Raw genomic sequence first — 25527 nt, 5'->3', positions numbered from 1 at the left:
GCTTGGGGGACGGCGTGGCAGAAACAGAAACGATGACAGGGGACGGCGGCACGGCGCGGCAAAGCAGATCCGGAAAGGATACTTTGCTCGATGCCCGGGGCCTGACCAAACGATTTGGCGACATTCTGGCGAACGACAGGGTCGATCTCGTCATAAACAAGGGTGAAATACACGCACTCCTTGGCGAAAATGGCGCGGGCAAATCGACTCTCGTCAAAATGTTCTACGGCTCACTGGAGCCGGATGGCGGTGAAATTCTCTGGCAGGGCCAACGGGTCGACATCGGCAACCCGGCAGCTGCTCGCGAACTCGGCATCGGTATGGTGTTCCAGCATTTTTCGCTGTTCGAAGCCTTGACGGTTGCAGAAAATATCGCGCTGGCATTGCCAAATCCGGGGCGAATGTCTGAACTCGCCAATCGGATCCAATCCGTGTCGCGCGACTACGGCTTGCCCCTGAATCCGGACGACATTGTCGCGGATTTGCCGGTCGGCATCCGCCAGCGTATCGAGATTGTCCGATGCCTGCTTCAGGAACCGCAGCTGATCATCATGGACGAGCCGACATCGGTGCTCACGCCCCAGGAAGCGGATCTTCTCTTCCTGACGCTGGAGCGTCTGGCCAAGGAAGGCTGTGCCGTTCTGTACATCAGCCATCGGCTGGAAGAGGTCAAACGCATCTGTCACCACGCGACGATCCTTCGGCATGGCCAGGTGGTGCGCGAATGTGACCCGACCAAGGAAACACCGGCATCTCTGGCCAGCATGATGGTGGGAGCCGACGTTGCCTCCGTAAGCGCCAGCTCTCAAAAGCCGCAGATCGGCGAAACCCGGCTTGCCCTGAAGAACCTGTCCGCAAAAGCCGCAACGCCATTCGCAACAGCGCTGAACAAGGTTTCGCTGGATCTCAGGGCCGGTGAGGTGGTCGCGATCGCCGGTGTTGCAGGCAACGGCCAGGGTGAGCTCTTCGACGCGATCTCCGGTGAAATGCCAGTGGTAGCCGACATGGTCGTTCTGGATGGCAAGCCTTGCGGCAACAGGAACATTACCTGGCGACGCAGGCAGAACGCGGCTTTCGTGCCTGAAGAACGTCTCGGCCACGGCGCCGTACCGGGCATGAAACTATCGCAGAACATCGTTCTGACGCGCCACAGCACCGGTGACAAGCTGGTCAGTGGTTTCTTTGTCTCCAATGCCAATGCAGGCAAGATGGAACAGCGCATCAAGAAGTCCTTCGACGTGCGCATGTCCCATGACGATCCGGAAGCGCGTTCCCTTTCAGGGGGCAATCTTCAGAAATTTGTAGTCGGCCGCGAGCTGGACCGCAAACCTGGTGTGTTGATCGTGAACCAGCCAACCTGGGGTGTCGATGCCGGTGCCGCCGCTCTTATCCGGCAGGCACTCATCGATCTTGCCCGCTCCGGATCCGCGGTGCTGGTGATCAGCCAGGACCTGGATGAAATCTTTGAAATCGCCGATCGGATTGCGGTTATTTCCAGAGGCTATCTGTCTGCGGCCGAGCCGACTTCAGACATGAACCGCGAGCGGGTCGGCCTGCTCATGGCAGGCGGCGCGGAAGCGCAAGGGGAGGTTGCCTGATGCGCGTCGAACTCGTCAAAAGAAAAGAACACAGCCGGAAGATGGCACTGCTGTCGCCATTGATCGCTGTTGGTCTGACCGCAATCGCAGCCGGACTCATTTTCTCAATATCCGGACATAACCCATTGTTCGGATTATATAAGTTCTTCATCGAACCTCTGACACAAGAATGGTCTCTCAACGCGACAATCGCCAAGGCAACACCGCTCATCCTGATCGCCTGCGGCTTGTCGGTGTGCTATCTGTCGAACAACTGGAACATCGGTGCTGAAGGCCAGTTTGTCGTCGGCGCGCTGTTCGGCTCTGCACTGCCCATTCTGATGCCGGACTTCGAAAGTGCTGCCACGCTTCCCTTGATGATGGCCTTCGGCGCTATCGGAGGGGCACTCTGGGCCCTGATCCCGGCGTTGTTGAAAACCAGGTTCAATACCAACGAAATCCTGACCAGCCTCATGCTGGTCTATGTCGCCAGTCTCCTGCTGGACTACCTGGTTCGCGGACCGTGGCGGGATCCAGGTGGTTACAACTTCCCGGAATCGGCGATCTTCTCCGACGCCGCCACCTTGTCGACCATTCCCGGAACGTCACTCAGCTATGCGGCCCCCATCACTTTGCTCGTCGCAGTCGTGCTTGCGGTGGTCCTCGGCAAGACCATCAAGGGTTTCGAAATCAGGGTGATGGGCGAAAGCCCTCGCGCAGGCAGCTTTGCCGGTTTTTCTGCCAAGAAACTGACGTTGTTTTCCTTCGCCATTGCCGGTGGTCTTGCAGGCCTTGCCGGCACGATGGAGGTATCCGGCGCGCTCAACCAGCTCCTCCCGACCATCTCTCCCGGTTATGGTTTTACAGCCATCATCGTCGCCTTTCTGGGAAGGCTGAACCCCTTCGGTATCATCGTCGCGGGTTTCGTATTGGCATTGTCCTATATCGGCGGAGAAGCGGTGCAATCGGCTATGGGTGTCTCCAACAAGATTGCCAGTGTCATTCAGGGCCTTCTGCTGTTCTTCGTGCTCGCCTGCGACACACTCATCCTCTATCGCATCAGATTTGTCGGCCGGCGCGGTTCGGCAGGGGAGGTCTCCCATGTTTGAAGCCGTTCTCCTGACCGTTATCACCGCAGCGACACCGCTGTTGATTGCTGCTATCGGCGAACTCGTGGTCGAACGCTCCGGTGTTTTGAACCTTGGTGTCGAGGGCATGATGATCATGGGGGCCGTAGTCGGTTTCGCCGTCGCCAATCAGACCGGATCCGGGACGCTTGGCGTCTTTGCGGCAATTGCCGCCGGCATGGCCATGTCGGCACTTTTCGGCTTCCTTGTGCTTGTCCTGGTAACCAATCAGGTGGCAACTGGTCTTGCCCTGACCATCCTCGGCGTCGGCTTCTCGGGCCTGATAGGGGAGGCCTTCATCGGCATTCCAGGCTTGAAACTGCCGGATCTCTACATTCCTGTGCTGTCCGACATTCCATTCTTCGGGCCTGTCTTCTTCCAGCAGGACGCGCTCGTTTATGTGAGTTTCGCCTTGGTCATCGCTGTCGCCTATTTCCTGTTCCGGACCCGGCTTGGCCTCGTACTTCGGTCTGTTGGCGATAACCACGTGTCGGCTCACGCTCTTGGTTATTCCGTTATTCGCATCAGGTTCGCAGCGGTTCTTTTTGGCGGCGCCTGTGCAGGTCTTGCGGGTGCCTACATGTCGCTTGCCTATACGCCTCAGTGGGTTGAAAACATGACAGCAGGCCGAGGCTGGATTGCACTGGCATTGGTCGTGTTCTCGTCGTGGCTGCCCCTGCGCGTGGTAATTGGCGCTTATCTGTTTGGTGCAGTCAGCGTCCTGAACCTGCACGCCCAGGCAGTTGAGCTGGACATTCCGTCCCAACTGCTGTCCAGCTTGCCGTACCTTGCGACTATTTTGGTGCTTGTGCTCATTTCGGCAAACCGCAGACTGACGCTCGTCAACACGCCAGCCTGTCTCGGCAAGCCATTCGTTCCAGACCGGTAAGCCTCCCAGCAACCGGTTGGCCCGGCCCCGGTGCGATCGGGGGCTTGGCCTTGAACAAGATCGCAACAGAGAGATCGAAACAGAGGGGAAAGAACCAGATGAAATCTCTTTTGAAAGCAACCGTTGCCGCCGTTGCCTTCGCAGCTGCCGGCTCTGCCGCAAACGCGGCAGACGTCAAAGCCTGCTTTATCTACGTTGGACCAGTTGGCGACTTCGGTTGGTCCTATCAGCACGACCAGGGCCGTCTCGATGCGGAAAAGCATTTCGGCGACAAGCTGGAAACCGCATATCTTGAAAGTGTGCCGGAAGGTCCGGATGCAGAGCGCGCGATCGAGCGTTTCGCCCGTGAAGGCTGCAATGTCATCTTCACCACGTCCTTCGGTTACATGAACCCGACGATCAAGGTCGCCAAGAAGTTTCCGGACGTGAAGTTCGAACACGCGACCGGCTACAAGACTGCCGACAACGTCGCGACCTATAACTCCAAGTTCCACCAGGGCCGTTACATCATCGGTCAGATCGCCGCCAAACAGTCCGAATCCGGCGTCGCAGGCTACATCGCCTCGTTCCCGATCCCGGAAGTCGTCTCTGGCATCAATGCGTTTCTGCTCGGTGCTCAATCCGTCAACCCGGATTTCAAGCTGAAGGTTGTCTGGGTCAATTCCTGGTTCGATCCGGGCAAGGAAGCCGACGCTGCAAAGGCGCTGATCGATCAGGGTGCCGACATCATCACGCAGCACACCGATTCCACCGCACCGCTTCAGGTAGCTCAGGAACGTGGCGTGCATGGCTTCGGTCAGGCATCCGACATGATCCAGTTCGCACCGGAAGCCCAGTACACGGCAATCATCGACGATTGGGGTCCGTACTACATCGAGCGCATCCAGGAAGTCATAGACGGCACCTGGGAGCCAAAGAGCACCTGGGCAGGCCTTGCCGAAGGTCACGTCGTGATGGCGCCTTACACCAATCTTCCGGATGATGTCGTTGCAATGGCCAAGGAAACCGAAGCCAAGATCTCCGGCGGTTGGGAGCCGTTCACCGGCCCGATCACCAAGCAAGACGGCTCAGTTGCCGCTGAAGATGGCGTCGCGCTCGACGATGGAGCCATTCTCGGCATGAACTGGTACGTGCAGGGTATCGACGACAAACTGCCGCAATAATCGCGGTAATCACCTATCCAGGACGGCCCGGAGCCAGCGGTTCCGGGCCGTTTTCAATTCTGGTGACCGGATGTCTGACCGTAGTGCGTACATGCCGAAGCCGAAACACCCCGTGTGATGGGGGTAAATTGAATGCGCTCACCGACTGCTACCCATCGAGATCGTTCTGATTGAAGACTTGCGCAGAAATCGCCGCAACGTTGAATAGCAGCACCGACACCTCTACAAATGAAACTATAATTTCGTTTCCATCCAGGATGGATCGCCGGCATGCACACAATACGGACCTTTGACGAATGATCCGCAGACGAGAACTGATGCTCGCCGCGGCCGCTGTTGGATCTGGCAGCATGGCTGGCTTGGCCTCAACCAGCAGCGCCCCAGCGGCAGACACGACGAAACACAGCCGAAGCTCTGCCCAAGGGTTTAGGCTGGCTCTTGGTGGCGGAGCCGCAAAGGCATTCGCTCATATTCCCATTCTGGAAGCGATGGATGACCTGGGTGTCAAACCCGTAGAAATTGCCGGAACATCAATGGGGTCGATCCTGGGCTCTTTTTATGCCAGCGGTATGAGCGGTCGAGAGATCCGGCAATTTGCTATTGATCTCTTTACCCAGAAAACGCAATTGATTCAAAAGCTGTTTCTGAAGGATGGCCGAACCTGGTCGTCGCTCTTCAATGTCGTCCGTCCGGCGATTATAGATCCGATTGTTCTTTTCGAAACGGTTTTTCCTGCAAACCTCGCCGAGCAGTTCTCGGATTTGAAACTGCCAATGAAGATCGTTGCGACGGATTTTTATACCCAGTCGCAGGTGGTTCTGGAGGAGGGGGCCCTGCTGCCTGCAATTGCAGCCTCGTCTGCTCTCCCTATGCTTTTGACGCCTGTCAGAATAGATGGCCAGGTTCTGATAGACGGGGGCTTCGTCAACCCGACACCATTTGATGTCTTTCAAGACGACGGCATTCCGACGGTTGCTGTCGATGTCACTGGCAGCAATTTCGAAGAACGAAAAAGCGGGCTTCCAACCGGCCTGGAAACCTGGATCGGCTCGTTCTCGATCACCCTTCACTCGTTGGTCGCCGCCAAATTGGCCTGCAATCAACCTGATTTGTTGATTGAACCACCAGTCGGCCGTTTCAAGACCATGGAATTCTTCAAGGTTGCAGACATCGTAAAAGCAGCAGAACCAGCCGGAGAAACCTTTAAACGTGGCCTGGCCAGCCTTTTGGAAAATCGATAGTCGAACCAATTGGTTCCGGGCGTTAGATCGCAGGATCACGGCGCTCGAATATCTTTTTCAGCGCTTCCGCTCTTTCTGGTGACCAGCCGTCCGGATCGACAACTGCAGCCCATCCGTCGATGTAATCAGGCGCAATGTAGTAGTGCCCGTATCTGGGAACATCCAGCGCAAACATGGAATCCAGCGCAATCTGAAGCATTGTCACCACGGGAAACCAGGACAGTTTTTCTGAAACATCCGGTGCACGCGGTGAGGCCATCCAGGCTGGCGGCCTGAATCCCGTATCGAACGTGAAGTTTACGATAGGGTCACTACCATAGTTCAGAAATACCGCACGAATTGGCCCCCAGGGTGCGTAGTTTCCCTCCAGTCCGCCATATTGATCCATCACCCGGACAAGCGAGCCGTTTCCGTAGTTCGGACGCCATGCCGGACTGTCACCCTTCCGCCGGTCCCGGACCTCCGACCAATAGCGCGAGAAGAAAGGTGACCCGGCCCAGAAGGCGCCCTGGATCGGGTCACCCAACATGTCAAACAGGGGAAGTGTTGCCTGGGAGTTGAAGGCCCCCTGACTGAGCCCGTGAACATAAAGCTCCGGTCGACTGTCTTTGGGCAGCTGCGTCCAGTGGGCATAGACCGCGTTGAAGAGGGCTCGAGCCTGATCTACCCCGTAGTCTGGATGGGCAAGCAGCGCCAGAAAACTGGTCAGATAGGAATATTGAACAGCCACCGTCGCCACATCACCGCCAAGCATGAAATCGATTGTGTCGTGAGCTCCCGGGTCCATCCAACCGGTGCCGGGTGGTACCACGACCACAAGAACCGACCGGTCAAATCCGCCAACGCGGATTAGTTCCTGCAAGGCAAGTTGAGCGCGTTCTTCTGCGGTGGCACCAGACCTTCGTCCAACATAGACCCTGATCGGATCAACGGCATTATCCGGCAAGAATTCGGAGATTTCTGCTGCAGTCGGAGCAGTCGCAACATAGTGACGACCCCATCGCCCCATCTCGTCCCATTTGACCAGCGACTGGGTACTGCCGGTCTTTTCGGGATCTGCAGGTTTTTCGATATCAGGTTCAAGCAGCAGGTCTGCAGCCAGAAAAGACGTATCGGCCATGCGAAACGCATTGCGTACAAGGGCTCCATCGACAAGTGCCCACAGGAACCAGCCAACAAGAACGATGGACAGGACCACGCCCACGCGCCTTGGAAGCAACTTGTCCAGAACACCAGCGACGGCTCTACGCAAGGCACCTGCGACCCGGAAAACCAGCCACAAGAAAAGTGCGATCAACACGCCAACGGTGACGATGAAGAATGGCGCTGCGCTCTCGAGTGGCGGCAAACCGACAGCTTCACGGGTCGCGTTCTGCCAACTGGCAGCTTTCGACAGACTATAGACCATGATCGCAAGACTGATGCCGCAAGCTGCAAGGAGCCAGAGTGCCCACAAACGTCCCTTGGGTTCCGGCAACTCCAGATAACGCCAGACACTCCTTGCCAGAAGGGTCACTTCATAGCCAAACGTCGCTGCCACGGCGGCGAGGGTCGCTTGTACAATTGGCTCCCTCGGCATCATCGACGGCGTCAGGGCGGCACCGAAGAAACTGACTGCTACTATGAGCCCGGTTGGCGTAAGCCCATCTCGGAGTGTCCTTAAGATCGGCATTTGCCCCCGCTCCCAACACGATTTCATGATCCAGCTGCAGGATTTCGTTTTGAAATGAACGCGTCAAGACAACCTTGGGTAAACAATGGCAGCATGACAGCAATCTTGTGCCCATCCCCGTTATCCACCGCAAAACCAAGCACAATTTACGTTGCGTCTTTTGGCATTTAGACGGTCTTAACCGTTGTCGGGTCTAAATTCCTACATCGTGGATTGAAGGGCAAAAAGATCTTTCCGCGATTGGGGTCTACAACCGTTTTTTACTCGCAAGTTTCGTGAAAGTTTGCGGCGCTAACAATCGGGCGTAATCCACCGCTGGTCCAGCGCAGCAGGTAGATGGCCTGCCGCTGATACCGGAAATGGCAAGCCGGGGGGAACCGGTTCGTCTGTGACAGAGACATTGGGCCGGAAAGGACTATCGATAAGCTCCAATTGGAGCGGTGTAATCTGTCATCAGGGCGGTTGAGCCAATGATTTTTGATAAACTGTTGCGAATAGGATTTCCGGCGCTTTGCGCCTCCCTTACGCTTTTGCTCGGTGTAAACGCCTACTCGCTCTATAGTGCGCAAGCCGACTACCTTCACAAGGATCAGTTGGAACGTTCGGTCCTCTACGACACGCTGCGCTTTAACACTACGGCCCTGGAAAAGCTGATTGCACGGTACAGTGCCTTGAAAAGCCCGGAAGATGCTGCAGAGGCCGGAAAAACCTACGAAGCACTGCTGAACGCCTTCGAAACGTGGCCCAGCGACGCCTACAGCGAAATTGTGGGGCCGTCGGACTACATTCAGGACAAACTGGTCCACATCGTTCGTACGAGCAACCGGCTGAAGCCGTTCCTGGATACGCTCGATGACCAGACCTCCGTGAGCAATGCTCTGATCATCTTGCAGGGGATAGGAAGTTCCCTTCAGCAAATCAATCAGATGGTGACCCAGGAAGCTGCCAAGCAAATGTCGGCGGCGAGAAAAACCTTTCATTTCCACCAGATTGTACAAGACGCGCTCGTTGTTGTTTTCCTTCTGGTCAGCCTTGGCTGGATCTGGTTCTCCAACAAGCGCAGCCAGGTGCTGCAAGGACAGGCAGAGGCAAGCCGCGAGCAAACCAGGCTTCTGGAGCACCGGCTGGACCACGACGGTGTTACAGGTCTGGTAAATTCCCGCGTCTTTGCAGAGATCGTGCGCTCTACTCACGAGACACTCGCTCCTGACCAGACCTTGAGCATTCTCAACATCGATCTGGAGTCCAGACTGCCGGCTATCAACAAGTTCAGCCTTGTAACGGAAGAAGCCATCCTGGCATCGACTGCGGACCTGTTGCGTCACGCGGTAGACCGGATGGAAGGTGTAAATTGCCTTGCCCGCTCAGGAGGCAAGGGTTTTCTCCTCATGACCGTGAATGATGAGGAGGTTGGGCTGACTGCTTCTGTCGTCGCAAACCGGATCCACGACATCTTCCTGCGCCCGGTCCCGACGGCACTCGGATCCTTCCTGATTTCACCAGCTATCGGCTATGCGGATTCCTCCACCGTCGAGCGAGATGCCACAGACATCATTCGCAATGCGGATCTCGCGGTTGGTAACGCCGTCAGCTACAGCCGCCGCCGCGTCGTGACCTACGAACCGGCCATGCGCGCGGAAATGGAACGGCGTACAATCGTCGAAAACGCACTTGCCCGCGCCATTGAGGCGAACGAATGCCTTCCGCACTTCCAGCCACAGTTCAATCTCATGACCGGACGTATCTTCGGCGTGGAAGCTTTGGCACGCTGGTACCATTCCGAACTGGGCTGGATTTCACCATCGGAATTCATCCCGATCGCCGAACGCAATGGAGATATCGTATCGCTGGGATGGAAGATCCTGGAGACATCGTGTTCCGAAGTTCAGTTGTTGCCATCGGACCTGAGCCTGTCGGTCAACCTTTCTGTTGCGCAGATTCTGAGCGACGACGTCGTCGCAATGCTCGACGAATGCCTCGGCCGTACCGGTCTGCCAGCCTCCAGGCTGAAACTGGAAGTGACCGAAACAACCCTGATGAGCGATCTGCGCCGCATTCAGACAACACTCGTTGAGTTGCGATCACTGGGTATCGGTATTTCGCTGGATGATTTTGGCGTCGGTTATTCCGCCCTGTCTTACCTGACGGACTTTGACTGGGACGAAATCAAGATCGACAGGTCGTTCGCCACCAAGGCGGTCAAGGACAAGAAAATTCGCGATATTCTCAAGATGGTCCTTGGTATTGCCGAAACCATGGGCTCTCAGGTCTTGATCGAAGGCATCGAGACAGTCGAGCAACGCGATGTACTGGTCGATATCGGCTGCACCATCGGCCAGGGCTACCTGTTCGGCGGTCCGATGGCGATCGATGACATAACGACCCTGTTCTTCTCGGATCATTCCAAAAGCACTCTGGCGGGGCTCTGATACCACGGTTGGTATCAAGGCCCCGCTGTAAGGGGAGAGACCCTCAGGACCTGCGTTCTACAGGCTGTTTCCTGGTTGTCTTTTTCGACTTCCGGACCAGGGAAACGGCCAGAACCAACCCGCTGACAGCCACCACGAGCAGTAGCTGATGAAATGGCGAGCCAAGCAGATGCTCTCCTGCGCCTTCCCAACCGGCCAGATGATCGTGCGCACCAGGGTGTGCAAGTGCGGGGGTGGACGCCAATGCAAGAATTGACGTCGTCAAAAGCTGTTTCATTCTGCGATATCTCCATGGGCCAGACGAGTGGTGAGGATGTCGATGAGGTCAATGTCTGACCGTTGCGACAAGGATACAAAGGTGAAGGTCATGGTTTCCCGGGCCTGGACCATTGAACCTGGAAAACTCATGTAGACGAGTTCTCGGGAAGCAAAGGCAGGCGAGGCTGTACCGACCTGCCAATTGCTGACGATCTTTGCGTCGACAAGGTGCTGTATAAGACCGTCGGTACCAGGGCGGTGAAATGGGACGCCGGCAAGACGCAGGTAACTGGTCTTGTCGTCGGCAGCCCGAAAGCCGTCGATGAAGCTCACCGCAAGTGCCTGCAGTTCTTCGGCCCGGTCCGCATGCGAGGCCCCATGAACATGAGAATGCAGATGGTCCGCCGCCCCGTGATTATGTCCGGCGAGACCTCCGTGATCGTGGTCATGTGTGTGGTGAGTATGGTGGCGGTGATGCTGGTGATCACCATGTCCATGATCGTGATGAGCATGGTGATCGTGGCCGTGATGATGTCGCGCCATCGCCTTACTCCACGTCCGGACCGGCCGGAATGGACACCGGCTTGTCGATGATGGATTTGTGGGAGCCCATTTTACCATGGGAAACCAGGGTCCCGAGAACATCTACAATCACGCGAGTTGCCAGAAGGGCTGTGATATCGGAGCAATCGTAAGGTGGTGAAACTTCTACGACCTCCAGACCGCAGATGCCTTCCTTCGCGACCAGCGACACCAGCTCAAGTGCCTCTCTCGGCAGGAAGCCACCTGGTTCCGGCCAGCCTGTACCGGGCACGAACCCGCAGTCGACACTGTCGATATCGAACGAGATATAGACTGCATCTGCGTCCTTCCATGCCAGTTCCAGCGCCCGTGCGGCCGTTTCCGCCAATCCCAGTTCCTCAACATCGCGCATGGTGAAGATGTTGGTGTTCCGCTCCCGGGCAACTTCCACACCTTCGCGCGGTACCTGCCAGCCTCCGATACCGATCTGAACCAGATTGACGGCCGGTACGTTGACGAGATCTGTCGCGTGGAACCAGGGCGTCGTATGCATCCGCTCATCCAGATCCTTTTCCTGAATGTCGATATGCCGATCGAAATGCACGATACCAATGCGTTTGGACGTGCACTGGGCAATCCCGCGTACGCAAGGAAAGCCGATTGAATGATCCCCGCCGATCATGATCGGCAAGGCTCCGGACGACGCGACATGCGAGACCGCCCGCGTTATCTGGTCAAACGTCTTTTCGATATTGGCAGGAATGGTGAAGATGTCACCGACATCGCAAAGCGTCATCTGTTCCCGAAGATCGACACCCATCTCGTAGTTGTAGGGCGTGTAGAGCGCGGAAATCTTCCGGACTCCTTGCGGTCCGAACCGTGTGCCGGGTCTGTAAGTGGTGCCCCCATCGAAAGGGATGCCGATGACGGCGGCATCATAAGCCCCGACCTTTGTCACATCCTCGATATAGGGTGCCTTCAGGAAGGTGTTGATCCCCGCATAGTGGGGCAGTTCTCCACGGGCAAAGGTCGGGATCGATTTGTCGGTGAGACTATCCGATCCTGTCAGTCCCATTCGCAGTGCCCAGGCTTTTTCCTTTTCCCACGCGGCAGAGGGCAGGGCACCTTCCTTCTCAGCGGCCTTCCAACCTCGCAATTGGAGTTTGTCGAAGTCAGGATGATGCTGTCTTCGGCTGGGGTCTCGGGTGAATTGACCTGCTGCAAGGTGGTGCGTCCTGGGGCCCGAGGCTCGATTGAAACTCATGGGATGGTCCTCATTCCTGATTGCTTGGGGTGTGGATGCTTTGGGAAGACGGAGTGGGCTGGTTAGTCTGTGGAGCCCCAATTGCACCTGCGATGGCCTCCGGAGACCGCAGGGAGGCTCCAGTTGGCGATTTGAGCGGCAGATCGTAGGTGATGGTCGCGCCGTAAGCCTGTGGCGCCTGCGGGTCGTGGCGGATCTTGTCAAACACCAGCAGACGCGTGCCGAGCTTGAAGGCCTCGTGAATATCGTGCGTCACCATGAACACCGTCATGGACAACTCTTTCCAGAGCCCCAGAAGCAATTCATGCATATCGACGCGTATACCCGGGTCTAGCGCGCCGAAAGGCTCGTCGAGCAGCAGGATACTTGGCTTCTTGATCAAGGCCTGGGCGATCGCGAGACGTTGCTGCATGCCACCGGACAGCTGCGCAGGATATTTGTTTGACGCCGGTCGCAGACCGATCCTGTCAAGCAGGTCGTCGGTTGACTGAAAAGCCGACTTGCGGGAATTGCCAAAAAGCCGCCCGGTCCAACGCGACGTTTCAAACTCTTGTGCAAGTATGAGGTTTTCGGCCACGGTTAGATGCGAAAACACCGAGTATTTCTGGAAGACGATCCCGCGGTCGGGTGTCGGCTCAAGTGGCAAGCGAGCGCCGTCCAGGAGGATCTGTCCACGGGTTGGATGTTCCTGGGAAAGCAGCATCCGCAGGAATGTTGATTTTCCGCAGCCGGATGCCCCGACGATCGTGCAGAAAGACCCGGTCTGGACTTCCAGGTTGACCCGTTCGAGAACAGGCACGCCGTCGTATAACTTTGCCAGGCTCTGGACCGAGAGTTTGGACGCAGTGCTCATAGCGCGTCACCTCCCAGATGGTGCCAGCGAAATGCGCGGCGGGACAACAGCAGTAAGGCTCTGTCGAGCAGGAACGCCAGCAGCGTTATCCAGACGACATAAGGAAGGATCACATCCATCGCGAGGTAACGGCGCACCAGGAAGATGCGGTAGCCAAGTCCGGATGTGGACGCGATGGCCTCAGCCGAAATCAGAAAGATCCAGGCAGGCACGAGTGAGAGCCGCAGGCTGGTGATCAGGTGCGGGAGCACCTGCGGCAACACGAGCCGCGTAACCATTTGCCAGACGCTGGCCCCAAGTGTTTCCGCCTTGATGATCATCTCTCGGGGAATGTCCAGAACCGCTTGGGCCGTGGAACGGATCATCACTGGTGCCGTGCCAATTACAATCAAGGCGACTTTTGCGAGTTCGCCAAGGCCGAAGGTGATGAACAGGATCGGCAGGATGGTGATCGGCGGGATCAGCGAGAATGTCGCGAGATAAGGCGCCAGTCCGCTGCGGATATGGGGAATGAAGCCGATTGCAATGCCAAGGGAGATCGCCAGAAGGGTCGACACTGCCATCCCCGTCCCGAGACGCCAGAGACTGTCGAAAGTATCCAGCCAGAGCAGAAGATCTCCCGACCTCCGGTCCGGCACTGCCGCCATGCGCCAGAAGGCCTCTCCCATGCTGGTGATGGAGGGGAGAAGCTTGTCCGCCGGATTGTCGAGCCGCCGGTAATGGCTGGCAATCGCGTAGGCGACCAATGTCAGCACGAATGGCAGGAGCCCAAGCGCCAGGGCGGTGACCCGGGAGGGTTTCCGGTTGATGATACGCATGAAACGGTCCGATCGGTCTATGGCTGCGGCTCCGGCGCCGAGGCACCGGAACCGCCGGATCAGCAGTGGATGCTTAGAGCGTGCCTTCTGCGGCCATCACCATGAAACTCGGGTCGAATTTCAGTTTCACGTTGCCAGTATCGCCATAGATCGAGCCATCCGGGAAAGAGACGCCGACAAATTCGGGGCTGGGTGCCCCTTCACCCAGAATGCCCTTGTCGAAAAGGAACTCGGCAACGAATTTCATCGTCTCGGGAAGTTCTGCGGATTTGGTGAACTCGACCGCTTCTGCGGGCGTGTAGAACATCTTGGTGGTCGCGAGCTGCGCATCGTACCCGGCAAGGTCCGTGCCGGAGGCTTCGGCCATGGCGGTGCGTGCAGCGACGCCCTCGTCGCTATCGGACGACATGATCGCCATCAGCTCGTACCACGCTCCGACAAGGGCTTTTCCGAAGGCAGGATTGTCCGCAAGCGTCTCGGTATTGACCATCATGATATCGATGATTTCACCCGGAATGCCAGAGCTGTCGAAAACCTTGGTGGCATTTGATTCCGCTTCGATTTCAGACAGGAGCGGGTTCCAGGTGACCACCGCCGTGACATCCGGCGTCTGATAGGCAGCGATCATGTCTGCATCTGAGGTATTGACGACCGTCAGATCCTGTTCACTGAGACCAACCGTGTCGAGTGCCCGTGCAAGCAGGTAGTGGGAGACGGAAAGCTCCACCAGGTTGACGCTTTGTCCCTTGATATCGGCAAGTTCGGACTTGTCCTTCAGGATGATGCCATCGTTACCGTTCGAATAGTCACCGACGATAAGCGCAGTCGTGTCGACACCGCCGCCAGCCGGGATCGAAAGGGCATCCATATTGGTCATGGAGCAGCCGTCATATTCTCCTGCGGTGTATTGATTGATGGACTCCACGTAGTCGTTGATCTGAACGATCTCGACGGAGATGTCGTACTTGTCGGCCCATTTCTTCATGAGGCCACTGTCCTGCAGATAGCCCCAGGGCATCCAGCCGACATAAATGGACCAGCAGACCTTGAAATCCGTCTTTTCCTCGGCCCTGGCCGAAGTGAGAGAAAGAGGCAGCGTCAGCGCTGCGGCGAGGAGGGAAGCTTTGGCAATCGATTTCAACATCTGTGCGCGTCTCCTGTCTTGGGCCCGGTCATCAGAACCGGACTTACGTCATGAGGTTTTTGCGCACGGCCGGGAGCAGGTTCGCGCGCGCGAAACCTCGTGCAGTTGTCTCCCGGGTTTTTGTCCCGCCGTGTCACCGGTCTATGTCGGCATATGCCTCTCAACCGGCTTGCACCTCTCGGTCCTGCGTCGTCTTGCGACCGGATCCCTAGGCGCGCTGCACATCATCACCAAAGCAAGGGGAATGCCAGAAAGGCGAAGGCGAAAAATTCGTACATTGTTTCAATAATTTAAGAAATAGAATCTGGATTGAGCTCGTCGAAACCAATCAGAGGCAAATGATATTCTGAGCAGAATATGGGCAGCATGGTGAAGAATGCACCATGCCCAGACCTTAAGCAGGCTGTGCTGATCTATCGAAAAACAGTCTCAGCCAGTGAAAGAGCAGATCTGAACCAACGGCAGGAAATGCTGTTCGGTGATGCCCAGACAACAGGCGTGCGCCACCAGCAAAAATCCGGTCAAGGCCGAACCGGTGACGAGTGCAAGAACCAGCGATGGATCACGCGTCACTTCGCGAATGCCACTCATGGCTTGAACTTCGGTATGTGCCATAACAATTCCTCCGGTTTGAACATCTGCAAGAGCCAGGCAAGCAGCTCTTGCAGTCGGGATTTATTCCGCAGGTTCGTCGACCTTACCCTCGTCACCAGCTACGTCCTGCTTTTTCTTGCCGGTGAAAAGGCCTTTGATCCATCCCTTTTTCTCTTCGCCGCCGGAAGGAGAAGCGTCTTCTGGCGCGGTATCGGCTTCCACTTCGTTCGTCGCAGCCGGTTTTCCCGGGGCGACCTGTTCGCCGAAGGCGGTAAAAAACTCACCGGCAAGCCGTTTGGCGGTTGAATCGATCAGTCTGACACCAAGCTGCGCCAGCTTGCCGCCAACCTTCGCATCAACCTCGTAGTGAAGGATCGTCGCATCAGGACCGTCTTCTTCCAGATGAACCTTGGCGGCACCTCTGGCAAACCCGGCGACCCCACCAGAGCCTTCGCCTTCAATGGTGTAACCGTTCGGCGGGTCGAGATCGTTGAGCGTCACCTTGCCGCCGAAAGTTGCTTTTACCGGGCCCACCTTGAGACGTACCTTCGCTTCCAGTTCAGTATCGGAAAGCTTGATCAGGTCTTCGCATCCCGGAATAGAGGCCTTCAGGACTTCCGGATCATTCAAAGCCTCCCAAACCTTATGCTTGGGGGCTTCGATCCGCTGGCTGTCGTTCATTTGCATGTGGTTGCTTCCCTGGTGGGGTCAAACGTGATGGATGTTGGTCTGGCGGTGTCCGCTGCGGCGGATCATCAAAAGTTCCGCCAGGATAGAGAGCGCAATTTCTTCCGGTGCAATGGCTCCCAGATCGAGGCCTGCGGGCCCCTTGATCCGGTCGAGGGTCTGATCCGCTGCGCCTTCGTCGCGCAACTTCTCCTTCAGGGCTGCAATCTTCCGGCGGCTCCCGACAAACCCGATGTGGCGCGCATCCGTCAGAAGAGCTGCCTTCAGGGCCACCAGATCGCCACGTCCCTGGGTCGAAATAATAGTGTAGATCTGCCCGTTGCTGTGAATGGGACTGTCAAACCCTTCTGCTCTTTTGCCCGCACCTGAAAAGACGGGCAGGTCTTCTGCAGGTGCGCAGAAGGTCAGGTCAAACCCGATGGACGGCGCCTGGCTCGCAAGGGCCACGGCAACCGGACTGGCGCCGTAGATGACAAGCATGGGCCGCGGCAGAACCGGTTCTATGAAGATATCCATGGTCCCCTGGCTTGGGCACATGTTCCTGGCAAATTGAATGCCTTCGCGCTCTTCACCGGCTTCTACGCCGATCTCGGCCAGCAGGTCTGCCGGTTGAAGGGAGATCAATCGTGTCTGACCATCTTCAAAAGCGGACCTTGCCGCCTTGATGACAGCCGATCTTGCGCAGCCACCGCCGATCCAGCCGCCGACAATATCCCCATTCCTGTCGATGACGGCCTTCGCGCCCGCCTTGGCTGCGGTCACCGATATGGTGCGTACAACGGTTGCCAGAACGAAGGGTTCGTTGTCACCTTGCAAACGGTTCATCAGGCGGGGTAGGTCCTGCACGACCTCTGGCGCGGCCTCTTTGCCGGACACGGGAACGGAATGTTTCATCTCGACATCTCCCATCGTTCAAAGTCTCGCAAGATAAGGCTCTAGGGCTTCAAGGCTGGCGAGGTTATGGGCTGGCGCGAAGAAATCGACATGAGGCAAGGCGGCGGCCATGCCTCCGGCTGTCGGTTCATAGCCCTGCCAGCCAAGCAGCGGGTTGAGCCAGACAATGCGCCTGCATCGCCGCCGCAACCGTGCCATCTCGTCGCCAAGTGCTTCCGGCGTGCCTGTGTCATAGCCATCCGACAGGATCAGGACGCAGGCGCGCGAATGGACGACACGGGCGGCGTGCCATCTGTTGAAGTCGGCCAGCGCCGCGCCAATCTTCGTGCCGCCCCCGATCCCCTGTGCCATCAGGCCCATGCGATCAAGAGCGCGGCCTGCATCGCGCTCGGAAAGAGCCGACGAGACGTGCATAAGGCGTGTGTGGAAGACAAACGCCTCGGCTTCGCGGAAGTTATCCAGCAAGCCGTGCACAAACCGTGTGAAGACACCCGTGTAGTTGTTCATCGATCCGGACGCATCGAGCAGGATAACCAGCCTGAGCTGTTTCTCACGTGGGCCTTTACGCACAAGCTCGATGGGGGTCCCGCCATGAGCAATGGAACGCTGGATGGTTCGGCGCAGATCCAGCTTTCGGCCTGTTCGTTTCTGACGATCCCTGCGGGTCAGTCGTATGCGCATCGCACGGGCAAGACGTTCGGCAAGGTCATGGGCCTGCTTAAGGGCGTCCGGATCGTGGAGATCTCGAAAATCCACCTTGCCGAGGTTTTCGGCAATGCTCGCGCCTTCCCGCCGCCCGGAGGGAGCGTCGTTGCTCGCTTCATCCTCTTCACCGGGAAGGCGTTCGACGTCGCCCGCAATTGTCTCCTGGCGGTTACCACTTGCGTCTATCAGCTCGCGAATGGTCTTCATGCCCTTGCGCGTACTCGTCCCGGTAACCTTCACGCCAGATTTGACACCCTTGCCGATCCAATAGGCATCGAAGATGTCGTCGAAACGGTGCCAGTCGGACAAGCGTCCGCAAAAAAGACTGCGAAAGGCAGCCTTCAGGCTTCCAGGGCGCTGTATTACCTGCGAACACAGCAACCGGCTGGCATCACGGGTCTCGGCCAATCCAACCTTGAAGCCGCTGTCGCGCAGTGAGCGGACAAACCCTGCCAGACGCAGCCTCAGGATCGGCCCGATGTCTGCTCTGGTTTCAAGGAAAAGGCCGGACATTGCTCAAGCCACCTTTCCAAGCAACCTGTCGGTGACTTCGCGGCTGACCCTGGCGCTGTCCTCCCGGGTTTTCAGGACACAAGACAGCGTCTCAAAGACAAGCTCCCGGCTCTCGTGCAGGTTTTTGGCTCCAAGGCCGAGAAGAGCCGCCGCCCAATCGATGGTTTCGGCAACGCCTGGAACCTTCACAAGGTCTTCCTTGCGCAGTTTGTTCATGAGTTCGGCGATCTGTTGGGCGAGAGCAGCATCCAGATCCGGGACACACGCCAGCAGAATTCGGGTTTCGCGGTCGGGCGAGGGGTAATCGACGAAATGATAAAGGCAACGCCGGCGCAATGCGTCCGAGAGTTCGCGCGTACCATTTGAGGTCAGAACCACGCGCGGGATAGTTGTTGCCTGAACCGTGCCGAGTTCCGGGATCGACACCTGGAAGTCAGACAGGATCTCAAGCAGGAATGCCTCGAATTCCTCGTCTGCCCGGTCGATTTCATCGATCAGCAGAACCGGCGGCACGTCTTTTCGAATGGCCGCTAGAAGGGGGCGTTCCAGAAGATATTTCTCGGAGAAAATCGCTTCCTCGACAGTTTCCGCACTGTCGCCAGACCCTTCCCGCGCCTTGATGGCCAGAAGCTGGCGCTGATAGTTCCACTCGTAGATGGCGTCGGAACGGTCGAGGCCCTCATAGCACTGCAGTCGTATGAGATCGGTGTTCTCCAGCCGCGCCAGAGCCTTCGCCACTTCCGTCTTGCCGACACCGGCTTCGCCTTCCAGAAGCAGCGGTCGCCCGAGCATTCCGGTCAGCAGAAGTGCCGTCGCAAGACCTTCGTCCGCGATATAACCGGCATCCGCGAGTTGTAGCGCTATCTGATCCTTGGTCTGGGTCATGCTGGTCCGTTCGGTGAAAAGGCCGCTTCCATCGTCTTTCAGGCGCTGATCCAGGATCATTCACATGAGGACGACCGGAACGTCACCGCAGGCTTTGTCCCGGAGGAGCCAGCCTGCGGTAAGAAGTGCTTTATGCGTGCGCACCCAGGTCCTTGGCCGCCTGCCAGATCCGCCAGGCGTCATGCGGCATCTGGATATGGGTCGACCCGAGGAACTTGAAGGCGTCGTTCACCGCATTGGAGAAGGCCGGCACACCGCCGACATTCGGGCTTTCGCCCACACCCTTTGCCCCGATCGGGTGATGTGGGCTGGGGGTGACGGTGAAATCCGTTTCCCAGTGAGGTGTCTCGACAGCTGTCGGCAGGAAGAAGTCCATGAAGGACGCCCCCAGCACGTTGCCCATCTCGTCGTAGCGGATCTCCTGACCCATCGCGATGGCAAAGGCCTCGGTCAAACCGCCGTGGACCTGTCCCTCGATGATCATCGGGTTGATCCGGGTGCCGCAGTCGTCCAGCGCATAGAAACGCCGTGTCTTTGCAACGCCGGTGTCGACGTCGATATCCATTACACAGAGGTAGGCACCGAACGGATAGGTCATGTTGGGCGGGTCATAATAACTGACCGCTTCAAGGCCCGGTTCCATGCCTGGTGGCGGAGCGTGATAGGCAGCCCAGGCAATCTCCTTCATGGACTTGCGTGCCTGCGGATTGCCTTTCACCTGGAAGCCGTCCACGTCCCATTCCAGATCGTATTCGGATACTTCCAGCATGTGAGCCGCGATCATCTGTGCCTTGTTGCGGATCTTGCGAGACGCAAGCGCAATAGCGGCACCGGCAACCGGTGTGGAGCGTGAACCATAGGTCCCCAGCCCATAAGGCGCGGTATCCGTGTTGCCTTCCTCCACCATGATATCGGCGGCCGGAATGCCAATTTCAGTGGCGATGATCTGCGCCCAGGTCGTTTCATGCCCCTGGCCTTGCGACTTGGTGCCCATGCGGGAAATCACCGAGCCGGTCGGGTGCACGCGGATTTCGGCACTGTCGAACATTGCGACACCGAGGATATCGCAATTCTTCGACGGTCCGGCACCGACGATCTCTGTAAAGAACGACACGCCGATGCCCATGATCTCGCGGGTTTCCCCCCGCTTGAAAGCTTCCTGCTTGGCCTTTTGCTCAGCGCGCAGCTCGCGATAGCCGATCGTGTCCATCGCCTTCTGCATGGCGGTGTGATAGTCGCCGCTGTCATATTCCCAGCCAAGGGCCGAGTGATAGGGGAACTGCTCCGGTTTGACGAAGTTCTTCATCCGCAAGTCCGCCGGATCCATGTCGAGCTTCTGCGCCAGGATATCCATCGCCCGCTCGATACAATAGGCCGCCTCCGTCACACGGAACGAACAGCGGTAGGCGACGCCGCCCGGTGCCTTGTTGGTATAGACCCCGTCGACAGCCAGATGCGCTGACGGGAAGTCGTAGGACCCGGTTACAATGTTGAAGAAACCAGCCGGCCATTTCGACGGATCGGCACAGGCATCAAAGCCGCCATGGTCAGCCAGAACATGTACTTTGAGACCAGTGACGGTGCCGTCGTTCTTCGCAGCGATTTCCGCGGTCATGTGATAATCGCGAGCAAAGGACGTTGTCGAAAGGTTCTCCATCCGATCCTCGACCCACTTCACCGGCACGCCGGTGACGATGGAGGCAACGATGGCACAGATGTAACCCGGATAAGCCCCGACCTTGTTGCCGAAACCGCCGCCGATATCCGGCGCGATGACATGGATCTTCTGCTCCGGAATAGTCGAGAGCAGAGATGCCACCGTACGGATGACATGGGGTGCCTGAAACGTTCCCCAGACCGTCAACTCACCCTTGATCTTGTCCATCGATGCAACGCACTGACAGGTCTCGAGCGGTGAGGGGTGCGTCCGATGATAGGAGATCAGCTCCTTGATGGTGACATCGGCTTCAGCAAAGGCTCTGTCGGTTTCCTCCTGGTCGCCGACTTCCCAGGTGAAGATGTGGTTGTGGTGTTTGCGCGGCCCGTGTGCGCCTTCCATCTTGCCGTCGAGATCAGGCCGCAGAACCGGCGCATCCGGATCCATCGACTTGAAAGGGTCCGTCAGGACGGGAAGCTCTTCATATTCGACTTCCACCAGCTGAATGGCATCGTCGGCGATGTAGCGGTTCTCGGCCACCACGAAGGCGACTTCCTGGTTCTGGTACAGCACCTTGCCATCGGCCAGCACCATCTGCACGTCACCGGCGAGTGTCGGCATCCACGCAAGATTGACGCCTTTCAGGTCTTCCGCCGTCAGGACGGCGATCACGCCAGGCAGTTTCAACGCTTCGGAAGCATCGATCTTCGTAACCTTGGCGTGGGCATAGGGAGAACGAACGAAATCGCCGAACACCATCCCGGGCAGTTTCACATCATCGACATACTGGCCCTTGCCTTGCGTGAAGCGAATATCTTCCACACGCTTGCGCTTGCAGCCCATGCCTTCCAGCGCGGCTTCGCGCTGTTCCCGTGTCGGGGTCATGTCGTTCATTCTGCAGCCTCCTGAAATTCAGTGCCATTCAGCTTCGCAGCGGCGTACTGGATCGCCTTGACGATGTTCTGGTAACCGGTGCAACGGCAAAGATTGCCCGAAATGCCCATGCGGATTTCCTCTTCCGTGGGATTCGGGTTTTCCTTCAGCAGCGTGTGTGCACGAAGGATCATTCCCGGGGTGCAGAAGCCGCACTGCAGCCCGTGCATCTGCCGGAAGCCTTCCTGAAGCGCTGACAAGGTACCATCCGCATTGGCCATGCCTTCGATGGTCGTCAGTTCCGCGCCGTCTGCCTGGACGGCAAACATGGTGCAGGACTTCACGGAGATGCCATTCAGCTCAACCGTGCAGGCACCGCAGTGGGACGTCTCGCAGCCGATATGCGGTCCGGTGAGGTTGAGGTCCTCTCGCAGGAAATGGATCAGAAGCGTGCGCGGATCTACAAAACGCTGCACCTTCTTGCCGTTGATGGTCATGGTGACGGGGATCTGTTCAATATCGCTCATTGTCGGTTCCCTCGATCCTGGTTCAACTGGTTGCGCGTGTTGCGGCTTTCGCGAGCGCCCGCTTCAACATCACGCCTGCCATCTTGGTGCGATATTCTGCAGGTCCACGTCCGTCCGAAGCGGGCTCGGTGATCGCCTCAGCCGCCGCGACCGCGCGGGCAACAGTTGCCGTATCGAGCGTCGAACCAGCCAGGATCACTCCGGCTTCCTGCGCAAAAAGCGGTGTATCCGCGACATTGGTGAGGGCAATCGAACAGAAGGACACACTGCCGCCTTCCATCGTCAGGACGACGGCAGCTGCGGCTGTCGCATAGTCGCCAACCTTGCGCTTCAGCTTTTCATAGGCATAGCCGTGCCCTGCAGGCGGGACGGGTATACGAACGGCTGTCAGAATTTCCTCAGGCGCAAGGGCCGTGAAATAGGCCGCCTCATAGAAGTCGCGTGCAGGGACTTCACGTTCGCCGTCCGGCCCGGTCAGAACATAGGTCGCATTCAGGCACTGCATCAGCGCCGGCATATCGTTGCCCGGATCGCCATTGGCGACATTTCCGCCAAGGGTGCCGACATATCTGATCTGCGGATCGGCAATGAGAAGTGACGTTTCGCGAATGATCGGCAGTTTTGACGCCAAGAGATCCGAGGCGATCAGCTCATGCTGCGTGGTCATGGCGCCAATGGTGATCGTGCCGCCATCGTCGGAAATGCCTTTGAGATCGGCAATGCCACCAAGGTCGACCAGATGTTCCGGCGCTGCCATGCGCAACTTCATCATGGGGATCAGGCTATGGCCACCGGACAGTGGCCGCGCTTCGTCGCCATGGCTGACCAGGATCGCGACAGCTTCCGCCACGGACGATGGCCGGTGATAGGTGAATGCACCAGGTATCACGTCTTTCTCCTCCCTCTGCCGGCCACCTCAGGGCCGGATGCCGGTCTTCCCGAAAAGCGATTGCTTTCGCCTTCCACCGGCAACGTCGTATCCGGACGCTGGAAACGGCCGAATTGTTCACGTTGGAAAAGGGTGCGGAACAGTGCGGCGCACACTCAAGAACGCTTGCACAAACAACCTGTCTGGCCACACGGATGACGTGCCGCCTTGCACGAAATGCGACAGCTTTTCTGACGCATTTCACGGTGTAAATTCAGATGCTTTCAAGAAGGGCATCTAATTACAATAGCTTACAATAGAAGCCCAAGCCGCAAACACCACCACTATGAAGAGTGTCCGTTTGATGCGCATTTGCACGAACGGCGTGTTTTGCGGCCTTGCATGCACTGCAACACCTAAAGTGAACCGATCCGATGATCTGGCTATTGGGCGGCAGCCGGCTGTTCATGCCCCGTGTGGCTTTGATGCCTGTTTTGGCCAAGCGTCTTCAATCGCGCTTTCACGCGCCCCCAACGAGACCGGCTGACAGGAACACTCTGCCCCGCCTGGCCCGCCAGGATAAGGACGCCTCCGTCACCGGAGCGCTTGTAGCTGACAACGCGGCTGAGGTTGACGATGTGGCTGCGGTGGACACGGTTGAATGTGCGCGGATCAAGCTGCTGTTCCGCTTCGCTGATGGAAAGGGGGCAGAAGAATTCTCTGCTGCCATCGTAAAGACGCGTGTAATGGGCGTCCGCGTGAATGGCATATATGTCCAGCACGCCGATCTTGGTCTTCTGGCCGTCCCGCTCGATCGGCAGCATTCCCTTGCCAAGTGGCTGACCAGGCCGGATCGCTTGGGCCGCCGCCTGCAATCCGGATGCGGATTTGCTGCCAACAGTCATTGCGGCTTGCGCTGACTGGCTCTGCCTGTCTTCACGTGCCTCTCGCTGCTCTTCCTCTGGCAGCTGGTTCCTGACCATGCCGTCCTTGGTCTGGTCTTCCTGGGCGGGAACGAGCGCCAGAAGAAACAGCCCCGACACCAGAAATGCTACGCAGGACACGAGAATCGCTAGCATTCCGGGGCTCAGGGCCGGCGCAAGAGTACCTGAAACCGGTTGCAACGTTTCATAGGTCAATCCTGCCATCGCCGTGTAGTGCATGGCTGAAATCGCAAGCGCCAGCACAGCTGCAGAAAAGACGAGAGGAGGACGTCGGCCAAGGCCGAACAAAAGCCACATGGCGAGGCCAGCCGCATTGAAGGCAATCAGGAAGCTTGCAAAGACGTAGGCCGGATCGTGCTCCATTTGCAGCGAACCATGCAGGGCATACATGCCAAGATAATGCATGGTGCAGATGCCGCTTCCCATGACGAAGGCAGATAAGCCGAGGCGAATCGGGGTCAGCCGCGCATTGCTAGCTGCGAAAACAGCAATACCGACAACAAGTACGCAGACGAGAAACGACAACAGTGTCGGCAGAACGAGAAAATCGACGGCGACGGGCAGACGGGCTGCCAGCATTCCGACGAAATGCATGGACCAGATGGCAAGGGCCACGGTCAATGCTGCCCCTGCAAGCAACAGCCGACGTCTCGAGTCAATTGCGCTGCGAACCTGAACAGCAAGGTTCAAGCCCACGAAACTGCCCTGAAAGGCCATCACCAGGGACAGCGCAACAAGCCAGGGCTCGTGCATCACTGACATGCCGGCTATCTCCTCCCAGTAGCCGCCGCCGCATCAAGCGACGGTTCCTCCGGATCAGATGATAGGGGAAACAGAAATCCGCATCAAATTGCGCGTGATGCCGACGTATACGTCCATCAGCGGCGGGATCAATTTGAAACGTGCTGAGAAAAGAATGGCGGTGAGGGTGGGATTCGAACCCACGGTACGCTCTCACGCACGGCGGTTTTCAAGACCGCTGCCTTAAACCACTCGGCCACCTCACCATGCCGGTGCCTTGGCGGCCCGACTGTGCAAACCGTTTCCTTTTTCTCACTCGGAAAGTCAAGCCGGAATCACCAGCATGAAGTTCAGGCGGGCGAAATCGTGTGGATGTGCGGGAGAATCAAGCTCCTTTGGGATGTTCCCGCGCCGCTTGCACACAGGGGCAGGACGGGCAGTGCGGGCGCAGGAACATCGCCAAAGGGTAGGGGCCGCCGGTCCGGTGTCGTGGGCAGGGTTTTGAACCGGCGGCCGAAGCTGGAGGTGGGGTCCAGCATTGCTGTGACAGGGCGGTCATCAGCAATGAGTTCACCCTAGGCTGATTTGACAGGTCTGAATGTGATGTACGTCACAACTGATCCGAATGACGATTTCTTCTCACCTGTGTCCTGTGCGCAACAGCCGGCAGCAGGCAAATTGA

At 57.6% G+C, this 25527-nt stretch carries 22 protein-coding genes and 1 tRNA gene; 6 read left to right on the top strand and 17 right to left on the bottom strand.

Annotated elements, in window-relative coordinates; genetic code table 11:
• The first annotated feature begins 32 nt into the window (after positions 1 to 32).
• The 5 genes from FIV05_RS20370 (at position 33) to FIV05_RS20350 (ending at position 5997) form a co-directional block, all read left to right on the top strand.
• Positions 33 to 1598, top strand: a complete 1566-nt coding sequence (locus FIV05_RS20370) for an ABC transporter ATP-binding protein (RefSeq protein WP_152512006.1) — start codon at positions 33 to 35, stop codon at positions 1596 to 1598.
• Positions 1598 to 2686 (top strand): ABC transporter permease, encoded by a 1089-nt coding sequence (locus FIV05_RS20365; RefSeq protein ID WP_152510770.1) that lies wholly within the window; start codon positions 1598 to 1600, stop codon positions 2684 to 2686. The genes FIV05_RS20370 and FIV05_RS20365 overlap by 1 nt, the downstream gene beginning before the upstream one ends.
• Complete coding sequence (locus FIV05_RS20360) at positions 2679 to 3593, top strand: ABC transporter permease (protein WP_077292855.1); 915 nt, start codon at positions 2679 to 2681, stop codon at positions 3591 to 3593. The genes FIV05_RS20365 and FIV05_RS20360 overlap by 8 nt, the downstream gene beginning before the upstream one ends.
• 98 nt (positions 3594 to 3691) lie before the next feature.
• Complete coding sequence (locus tag FIV05_RS20355) at positions 3692 to 4756, top strand: BMP family ABC transporter substrate-binding protein (RefSeq protein ID WP_152510769.1); 1065 nt, start codon at positions 3692 to 3694, stop codon at positions 4754 to 4756.
• Between the two features lie 296 nt (positions 4757 to 5052).
• On the top strand, positions 5053 to 5997 hold the full coding sequence (locus FIV05_RS20350) for a patatin-like phospholipase family protein (RefSeq protein ID WP_152510768.1): 945 nt from the start codon (positions 5053 to 5055) through the stop codon (positions 5995 to 5997).
• A gap of 22 nt (positions 5998 to 6019) precedes the next feature.
• Here FIV05_RS20350 and FIV05_RS20345 read toward each other — a convergent pair whose 3' ends face one another.
• A complete protein-coding gene (locus FIV05_RS20345) occupies positions 6020 to 7669 on the bottom strand; it encodes an alpha/beta-hydrolase family protein (protein WP_152510767.1) in 1650 nt (549 codons plus the stop codon).
• Between the two features lie 470 nt (positions 7670 to 8139).
• Between FIV05_RS20345 and FIV05_RS20340 the strand changes: the two genes are divergently transcribed.
• The gene (locus tag FIV05_RS20340) at positions 8140 to 10098 is read left to right on the top strand and encodes a GGDEF domain-containing phosphodiesterase (RefSeq protein WP_152510766.1); all 1959 of its coding nucleotides are present in this window, start codon (positions 8140 to 8142) and stop codon (positions 10096 to 10098) included.
• A gap of 43 nt (positions 10099 to 10141) precedes the next feature.
• Here FIV05_RS20340 and FIV05_RS20335 read toward each other — a convergent pair whose 3' ends face one another.
• The 16 genes from FIV05_RS20335 to FIV05_RS20260 all read right to left on the bottom strand — a co-directional run bounded on the left by FIV05_RS20335 (position 10142) and on the right by FIV05_RS20260 (position 25111).
• Positions 10142 to 10375 carry a hypothetical protein gene (locus FIV05_RS20335; RefSeq protein WP_152510765.1) on the bottom strand — a complete coding sequence of 78 codons (234 nt, stop codon included), beginning with the start codon at positions 10373 to 10375 and terminating at the stop codon, positions 10142 to 10144.
• Positions 10372 to 10899: a hypothetical protein gene (locus tag FIV05_RS20330; protein WP_173013896.1), complete on the bottom strand. Its 528-nt coding sequence runs from the start codon at positions 10897 to 10899 to the stop codon at positions 10372 to 10374. Before FIV05_RS20330 ends, FIV05_RS20335 begins: the two co-directional genes overlap by 4 nt.
• 4 nt (positions 10900 to 10903) lie before the next feature.
• On the bottom strand, positions 10904 to 12142 hold the full coding sequence (locus FIV05_RS20325; protein WP_209009726.1) for an agmatinase family protein: 1239 nt from the start codon (positions 12140 to 12142) through the stop codon (positions 10904 to 10906).
• 10 nt (positions 12143 to 12152) lie between these two features.
• The gene (locus tag FIV05_RS20320) at positions 12153 to 12995 is read right to left on the bottom strand and encodes an ATP-binding cassette domain-containing protein (protein ID WP_152510764.1); all 843 of its coding nucleotides are present in this window, start codon (positions 12993 to 12995) and stop codon (positions 12153 to 12155) included.
• Positions 12992 to 13813, bottom strand: coding sequence for an ABC transporter permease subunit (locus FIV05_RS20315; RefSeq protein WP_062488743.1), 822 nt, complete (start codon positions 13811 to 13813; stop codon positions 12992 to 12994). Before FIV05_RS20315 ends, FIV05_RS20320 begins: the two co-directional genes overlap by 4 nt.
• 73 nt (positions 13814 to 13886) lie before the next feature.
• Complete coding sequence (locus tag FIV05_RS20310) at positions 13887 to 14957, bottom strand: putative urea ABC transporter substrate-binding protein (RefSeq protein ID WP_152510763.1); 1071 nt, start codon at positions 14955 to 14957, stop codon at positions 13887 to 13889.
• A gap of 429 nt (positions 14958 to 15386) precedes the next feature.
• Positions 15387 to 15572, bottom strand: coding sequence for a hypothetical protein (locus FIV05_RS20305; RefSeq protein ID WP_152510762.1), 186 nt, complete (start codon positions 15570 to 15572; stop codon positions 15387 to 15389).
• 60 nt (positions 15573 to 15632) lie between these two features.
• On the bottom strand, positions 15633 to 16238 hold the full coding sequence (locus tag FIV05_RS20300) for a carbon monoxide dehydrogenase subunit G (protein WP_173013895.1): 606 nt from the start codon (positions 16236 to 16238) through the stop codon (positions 15633 to 15635).
• A 21-nt stretch (positions 16239 to 16259) separates the two neighbouring features.
• Positions 16260 to 17063: an XdhC/CoxI family protein gene (locus FIV05_RS20295; protein ID WP_152512003.1), complete on the bottom strand. Its 804-nt coding sequence runs from the start codon at positions 17061 to 17063 to the stop codon at positions 16260 to 16262.
• Positions 17064 to 17150: 87 nt separating this feature from the next.
• Positions 17151 to 18350 carry a VWA domain-containing protein gene (locus FIV05_RS20290; RefSeq protein ID WP_152510761.1) on the bottom strand — a complete coding sequence of 400 codons (1200 nt, stop codon included), beginning with the start codon at positions 18348 to 18350 and terminating at the stop codon, positions 17151 to 17153.
• Positions 18351 to 18353: 3 nt separating this feature from the next.
• The gene (locus FIV05_RS20285; RefSeq protein ID WP_152512002.1) at positions 18354 to 19235 is read right to left on the bottom strand and encodes a MoxR family ATPase; all 882 of its coding nucleotides are present in this window, start codon (positions 19233 to 19235) and stop codon (positions 18354 to 18356) included.
• 130 nt (positions 19236 to 19365) lie between these two features.
• Positions 19366 to 21786, bottom strand: a complete 2421-nt coding sequence (locus FIV05_RS20280) for an aerobic carbon-monoxide dehydrogenase large subunit (RefSeq protein ID WP_152510760.1) — start codon at positions 21784 to 21786, stop codon at positions 19366 to 19368.
• Positions 21783 to 22283: a (2Fe-2S)-binding protein gene (locus tag FIV05_RS20275; RefSeq protein ID WP_173013995.1), complete on the bottom strand. Its 501-nt coding sequence runs from the start codon at positions 22281 to 22283 to the stop codon at positions 21783 to 21785. The genes FIV05_RS20280 and FIV05_RS20275 overlap by 4 nt, the downstream gene beginning before the upstream one ends.
• A 31-nt stretch (positions 22284 to 22314) precedes the next feature.
• A complete protein-coding gene (locus FIV05_RS20270) occupies positions 22315 to 23181 on the bottom strand; it encodes a xanthine dehydrogenase family protein subunit M (RefSeq protein ID WP_152510758.1) in 867 nt (288 codons plus the stop codon).
• Positions 23182 to 23603: 422 nt separating this feature from the next.
• The gene (locus FIV05_RS20265) at positions 23604 to 24866 is read right to left on the bottom strand and encodes an MHYT domain-containing protein (protein WP_152510757.1); all 1263 of its coding nucleotides are present in this window, start codon (positions 24864 to 24866) and stop codon (positions 23604 to 23606) included.
• 155 nt (positions 24867 to 25021) lie between these two features.
• Positions 25022 to 25111 (bottom strand) — tRNA-Ser (locus FIV05_RS20260).
• Between the last annotated feature and the right edge of the window lie 416 nt (positions 25112 to 25527).

The organism is Labrenzia sp. THAF191a (assembly GCF_009363335.1).
GTDB lineage: Bacteria > Pseudomonadota > Alphaproteobacteria > Rhizobiales > Stappiaceae > Roseibium > Roseibium algicola.
Note: the sequence above shows the minus strand (reverse complement) of the source record. Positions and strands in the feature narration are given on the sequence as shown.